Annotated in this window: 5 protein-coding genes; 2 read left to right on the top strand and 3 right to left on the bottom strand. The window is 60.7% G+C overall.

Annotation, left to right across the window (positions count from 1 at the left end; genetic code table 11):
- The first annotated feature begins 206 nt into the window (after nucleotides 1–206).
- Nucleotides 207–2,522: a putative bifunctional diguanylate cyclase/phosphodiesterase gene (locus IE127_RS07915; protein WP_189425032.1), complete on the top strand. Its 2,316-nt coding sequence runs from the start codon at nucleotides 207–209 to the stop codon at nucleotides 2,520–2,522.
- 112 nt (nucleotides 2,523–2,634) lie between these two features.
- A complete protein-coding gene (locus IE127_RS07910; protein ID WP_189425030.1) occupies nucleotides 2,635–2,937 on the top strand; it encodes a hypothetical protein in 303 nt (100 codons plus the stop codon).
- Nucleotides 2,938–2,974: 37 nt separating this feature from the next.
- On the opposite strand, the gene IE127_RS07905 is transcribed toward IE127_RS07910, so the two are convergent.
- The 3 genes from IE127_RS07905 to IE127_RS07895 form a co-directional block, all read right to left on the bottom strand.
- Nucleotides 2,975–3,850: a carbohydrate ABC transporter permease gene (locus IE127_RS07905; protein ID WP_189425028.1), complete on the bottom strand. Its 876-nt coding sequence runs from the start codon at nucleotides 3,848–3,850 to the stop codon at nucleotides 2,975–2,977.
- Nucleotides 3,843–4,787 (bottom strand): carbohydrate ABC transporter permease, encoded by a 945-nt coding sequence (locus IE127_RS07900; RefSeq protein ID WP_189425026.1) that lies wholly within the window; start codon nucleotides 4,785–4,787, stop codon nucleotides 3,843–3,845. The genes IE127_RS07905 and IE127_RS07900 overlap by 8 nt, the downstream gene beginning before the upstream one ends.
- 69 nt (nucleotides 4,788–4,856) lie before the next feature.
- On the bottom strand, nucleotides 4,857–6,155 hold the full coding sequence (locus IE127_RS07895; RefSeq protein WP_189425024.1) for an ABC transporter substrate-binding protein: 1,299 nt from the start codon (nucleotides 6,153–6,155) through the stop codon (nucleotides 4,857–4,859).
- Between the last annotated feature and the right edge of the window lie 126 nt (nucleotides 6,156–6,281).

Below are 6,281 nucleotides of genomic sequence, written 5' to 3'. Positions count from 1 at the left end.
GGCAATGGCGGTGGGAACTCCGGCAATGGCGGCGGCAACGGCAATGGCGGTGGAAACTCCGGCAATGGCGGCGGCAACGGCAATGGCGGCGGCAACTCCGGTAACGGCGGCGGCAACGGCAATGGCGGTGGGAACTCCGGCAATGGTGACGGCAACGGCAACCGCGGGCGCTAGCCCGCTTACCCGCTCATTTGGAGGGTCCGCCTATGTCCGGCCTGACGCGTACCGGCGTGCTTCTGGCCGTGGTGGTTGGTTGTTTTCTTCTCGACTTTGCCGGCGTCTTTGCCTCGTTGCACCAGGCGATCGAAGACGCACGGTTTGAGGCGACCTCGCGAGCGCCGTCTGGTGACGTCGTGCTCGTGGAGATTGACGCCACGAGCCTCGGCGAAGTCGGTATATGGCCGTGGCCACGTTTCCTGCATGCCCTGCTTCTGGACACTTTGGTGGACAGCGGCGCGTCCCGGGTGGCCTTCGACATCGATTTCAGCGCCAGCTCAAACCCCGAGGACGATGCCGCTTTCGCGGCGTCGCTGGCGCGCGCCGAAGGCAAAGCCTATCTCGCCGCATTCCGGCAGTATTCGCCGGCAACACAGCAAACGAGCCTGTCCCTGCCGATAGCCGCCTTCGCAGCGCATGCGCAGCCGGTTCTGGTCAATGTTCAGCGACAGGGTACGCTTGTTACGGCCGTGACCGAGGCCATTGCAACAAGCGAGGGGGCGATCGCCTCGATGCCGTCGGTGCTTGCGGGCGGGCAGGTCCGGCTGGAGGGCGTGCAGGAGATCGACTTCGGGATCGACGTCACGAAGATCGACAGATTGACGGCCGCGCAAGTGCTGTCCGGGACGTTCGATCGCGAGCGGGTCGCGGGCAAGACGGTCATCATCGGCGCGACTGCCGTGGAATTGCGCGATTTCTTTACTGCGCCGCGCTTCGGCACCATAGCCGGCCCTCTCATCCAGGTCGCCGCGACTGAGACAATGTTGCAGAACCGATCGATCATCCGCACTGGTCCCTGGCTTGCGCTGGCGGCGGCGGTGCTGGTCGTCGGGCTTTCTGGCCTACGTCGAAAGCCAAAGCTGGCACCACTGATCGGCATATGTCTGGCCGTGGCTTTGGCCTCCGAAATTGCCGCCCTCGCCCTGCTTGAAGCTTTCGGGCTTCTTATTAGCACTGCCGCGCTTCATCTGGCGCTCCTCGCGGTGATGGTGGTGGGCCTTATAGAGCGGCTGAAGCACGAATATCGCCGGCGAACCGAATTTCAGGCGCGACTGGAATTTATTGCTCACCGTGATGTGGTGACAGGAGCCTTGAATCGGTTCGGACTGCTTTCCGAGCTCAATTTGCGCCCGGCGGCACCGGAGAGCCAAATATGGCTCATGCGGCTTCAGGGGGCCGATACCATTGGCGCTGCGTTTGGTCAGACGGTGCGCGATGAAATGCTGGCAGAGATCGCCTCGCGTCTCGCAACGCTCGAATTCAACAGCGTGGCGCGGGTCGGCGACGAGACCTTTGCCGTCACGGCGCCAGCTGGCTGTTGCGAAGCTTCAACAGGCGCAGAAGCCATACGCGGCGTCTTTGCCGACCAGTTCGTGTCGGGACAGCATGCCGCCCATATCGGCGTCAGCATCGCCCATGCGCACGCTGAGGCGGATTGGTCAGCCGAACAGCTGCTTTGGGCCGCCGAGATGGCACTTCTGACCCCCGGTGCTTCGGATGCCATATCGCACTATTCACCCGCCTTGCGCGAGGGCGTTGAGCGCCGGAGGCTTCTGGACGGGGAACTGCGTAGAGCAATAGGCACCGGCCAGCTGCATCTCGCTTATCAGCCGCAGATATGCCTTGCGAACGGCACCTTGCACGGCGTCGAGGCACTGCTGCGCTGGACGCATCCGCGACTCGGCGCAATTTCGCCGGCTGAGTTCATCCCACTCGCGGAGGAAACCGGCTTTATCGTCGAACTGGGTGCGTGGGTGCTGCAGCAGGCGTGCGAGACAGCGGCCAGCAACGCCTGGCTCGGGCGTATCAGCGTCAACATCTCGGGCCGGCAACTGGGACGCGCTGGCTTTGCGCAGGACGTGGCAACGATCGTTGCGGCGAGCGGCCTCGATCCGACACGGCTTGAAGTGGAACTGACGGAAAGCGTCCTCAGCAACAGCCCGGATGTCCTCTTCACGCTCGACACGCTGCGCGAATGCGGTATCGGCATCGCTCTTGACGATTTCGGCACGGGATTCTCGTCTCTCAGCTACCTCGCGACCTTGCCGTTCGATACGTTGAAGATCGATCGAAGCTTCGTGCGGGACCTGAAAGAGGGCTCGCCCAACTATAAGATCGTCAAGAGCATCGTCGAACTGGCACTCGCACTCGACAAGAAACTCGTCGCCGAAGGCATGGAAACTGCAGAAGAGGCGCAGCTCATTGGCGCGCTTGGGTGTCACTACGCGCAAGGCTACTGGTTCGGCAAACCGGCCCTCATCGAAGACCTCTCCGTCACCTTCAAGACCCCTCGTCTTGCGGGTTGAAAGGGTCTTGTCTGTTTTCGAACCGAACGAATGCGCTGGTCAGCTGTTACAAAAAGTGTTTTCATTCGTTGAAGACTTGGAACCAGACGCTTCAGACCTTCCAGGACTTTGTATGATCGGCTCATTCGCATACGACACCAGCCCCAGCGCCGGAGATATCGTGGTGCAGCTTGCATGGCACGAGGGCGAGCGGGTTGCGAGCCTTGCCATCCCGAGCAAGCTCGAGCCTGCACTACGTCAGGCCGAGTATCCCAAGCTTGACCAGCATGCGGCAATTGAGTCGGTGCTGTCGGTCGGCTTGTTCATCGCCATCCGCTCCAACAGGCGCCTGACCATTTCGGGCGATTGCTCCGCCTGGTGCCAGAAATGGGGAAGCCTGCGCTCGCGCGATCTCACGCATGAGTTTGTTTGCTAGAGAGCCGCCCTCGCCTGTGCACGAGGGCGGCTCTTGGCTATTTCACCGCGCCTGCCGTCAGGCCGGCGATGATGTGCTTTTGTGCGGCGAAGAACACGATGACCGTTGGCAGAATGGTCAATGTGATGAACGCCAGGATCAGCTGCCAGTCGGTGCTGAACTCTCCGCGATAGACCATGATGCCGAGTGGCCAGGGATACTTGTCCTCGGAATTCAGCATGATCAGCGGCAGGATATAGCTGTTCCAGCTCTGAACGAACGCGATGATGCCCACAGTGGCGATAATCGGCCGGCTGAGCGGCAGCGTGATCAGCCAGAAGAACCGAAGATACCCGGCACCATCAACGAAGGCGGCATCGAACAGTTCTCCCGGCAGGTTCCGGAAATAGTTGCGGAACAGCAGGATGCTCATCCCCAGCCCGAACGCCACCTGCGGCAGGATCACGCCCCAATAGGTGTCAAGGAGCCCAAGATCCCGGATACGGATGAACAGCGGCAGGATGCCGGTCGCAGCCGGGAACATCAGGCCGATAAGGAAATAGTTCAGCAGATAGCCTGAGCCGAAGAACTTCACATGGGCGAAGGTGAACGCCGCCATTGAGGCGAACATCAGGGTCAGAAACACCGTGAATGCGGCGATCAGCAGTGAATTGCCCATCTGCAGCCAGTAGCGCTGGCTGAACAGGATGTCCGCATAGTTTGACCACTGCCACTCGGAGGGCAGACCGAAGGGGTTGCTGCGCAGCTCCCCCAGGGTCTTGAAGCCTCCGAGCGCTGTCATCAACAGCGGAATGATGATGATCGCGGCAACAACGAACAGGCTCGTATAAAGATAAAGCTTGGCCTCGAAGGAGACCGTTCTGCCGGTTTCCGCCCCGATCGGCGGCCGCGTCGAAGCTGTTGCATCAGTCATTTTTCATGAAGATCCGCTTGTAGCCGAAGGCCAGGGTGACGCAGATGACGAAGAGCACGACGCCGACGGCAGAGCCGAAGCCGACCTGCATGCGCATGACGCCGAACGAGTACAGGAACGTCACCAGAGTTTGGGTGGAGTTCGACGGTCCGCCACCGGTCAGCGGCATGATCATGTCGAACAGCTGCAGCGATCCTATGACCGCAAAGAATATGGACAGCCGCACTGTCGAGCCCAGCAGCGGCAGGGTGACCAGATAGAAGCGCTGCCAGCGCGTTGCACCGTCCATATCTGCCGCCTCAAGCACATTGCGGTCGATCGCCTGCAGACCCGCAACGAACAGCATCATGTGAAAGCCGAAATACTTCCACACGATCACCGCGAGCACGGCATAAAATGCAACATCGCGATCCGCCAGCCAGAACGGCGCCTCGGCCCCGAAGGCCTCATAGATGCCGGCAACGAGGCCGAACTGGCCGTCATAGACGAAGCGCCAGATCAGGCCGGCGGCAACGTCGGCAAGAACATAGGGTAAGAAGAACAGCAACCGAAAGGTGACGGCGCCCTTGATGCGGTTCGACACCATCGTCGCCAGCCACAGCGCCAGCGGGATCTGAACAACGATCGAAACCAGGATGATGAGACCGTTATTGGTCAGTGCCTGGCGGAACGCGCTGTTGTTGAAAATCAGCTCGTAATTGCGCCAGCCGACCCATTGCGTCGGCAGACCGTACCCATTCCAGTTAAAGAACGAGTACCACGCGGCCTCGCCCATCGGCAGAATGACGAAGACGGTGAACACCAGGAGAGCCGGAGGCAGGAACAGCACCAGGACCGGCAATTTGTCCCGCAGTTCGCTGCGCCGCCGGCTGCCAGTACGCGATGCACGGCCGAGAGCGGCCGGTGTGCTTCCCGAAATAGAGCTGGATTGACTCATCTAAAGAAAACTCCCGCTTTCGGGACCAGTCGGTGCGGCCGCCGCTCGTTGAGCGGCGGCCAAGTGACATCACATCATTTCCATCGAGAAGGCGTCCTGAATCTGCTGCAGGGCTTCCTGCGGCGTCATCTGACCGTCCACCAGCTCGACCGACATGTCGTTGACCACGCGACCGACATTGGGCCCGAGATCCTGGTCGAGATAGTTCTGGTGCCAGGTGGCCTTCGACATCTGTTCGGCAGCCATGGCCATTGTCGGATCCGCTACGCCTTCCTGCGCACCGATGGTGGTGGGAAGCACGTTGTTGCGCTCAGCCAGCAGCCGGGTGTTTTCCACATTGGTGAAGTATTTGAGGAAGTCTTCCGTCTCGGGCGGTGCGTTGGTCGTCACCACCCAGCCATTCAGTCCGCCGAAATCATCGGTGATCTGGCCCTCGCCGCCTTCAACGACGGGGAACGGGAAACGACCGATATTGTCTTGCGCCAAGCCTTCGCCGTCGGTGGCGGCATTTGCCTGGTTCTGCGGTGTCGCGGTGTTCTCAAAGCTGAGGATAATGGCGGCGCGGCCATCAGCAAAAACCGCCTGTGTTTCCGGCCACGTTGCCCCAAGCCAGCCTTCCTGGAACGGATCGAGTTCGCCCAGTTCGATCAGATTTTCGCTGGCTGCAACAAAGCCTTCGCCCATGAAGCCTTCGCCATTTTTGGCGGTATTAAAGCCTTCCTGGCCGAGTTCGCGCATGGCGAGATAAGACCAGTAGAAGTGGATCGGCCATTTCTCGCCACCGCCACCCGCGATCGGGGTGATGCCCGCATCCTTTAGCGCCTGCACGGCCGCAAGGAAATCGTCCCAGGTCTCGATGCTTTCGCCATCGACACCGGCCTCTTCGAACAGTTCCTTGTTGTAAAAGAACGAAACCACGCCCGACTGGATCGGTGCGGCCCACACCTTGCCGTCAATGGTGAGCCCGTCGACAGCGGCAGGGCTGATGGAGCTGCGCCACTCGCCGTCATTCTCGTCCATTGCAGCGGTGATGTCGCGAATGGCGCCAGTCTGCGATTGTGCCTCAAGCACGCCGCCGCCCCAGGTGTAGAACATGTCCGGTGCTTCGTTGGACTGCAGCAGCGTCGGCAGCTTGGCCTTGAAGGCCTCGTTCTCAAGGAACTGGAACTCGATATTGACGTCCGGGTTCTCCGCCTCGTAGGCGGCAGCAATCTCTTCCCAGGTGGCGAGACGTTCCGGGTTGGCCTCGAGGTGGAGCCAGTTGATGGTGGTCTGAGCGGCGCTCGCGGAGGCGCCGGCGAGCAGTGCCGCCAAGCTCAGGGCAATAGCATTCCTGTGCCGCGCAAGGCGGCCAAAATTGTGGATCATCGATTTCTCCTCCCGCAAGGACATATTTGTCCATATTGCGGATTAAATAGTGCGCCATGAGGTACGCATGTCAAGAGGCACTTCGGCCACGGCTGAACAGCGCTGGCAATAACGACTGCTGCGTCG

Origin of the sequence: Devosia pacifica, from assembly GCF_014652635.1 — a bacterium.
GTDB classification, from domain to species: Bacteria; Pseudomonadota; Alphaproteobacteria; order Rhizobiales; family Devosiaceae; genus Devosia; species Devosia pacifica.
The sequence above is the reverse complement of the archived record's forward strand: the minus strand, read 5'-3'. Positions and strand labels throughout refer to the sequence as shown.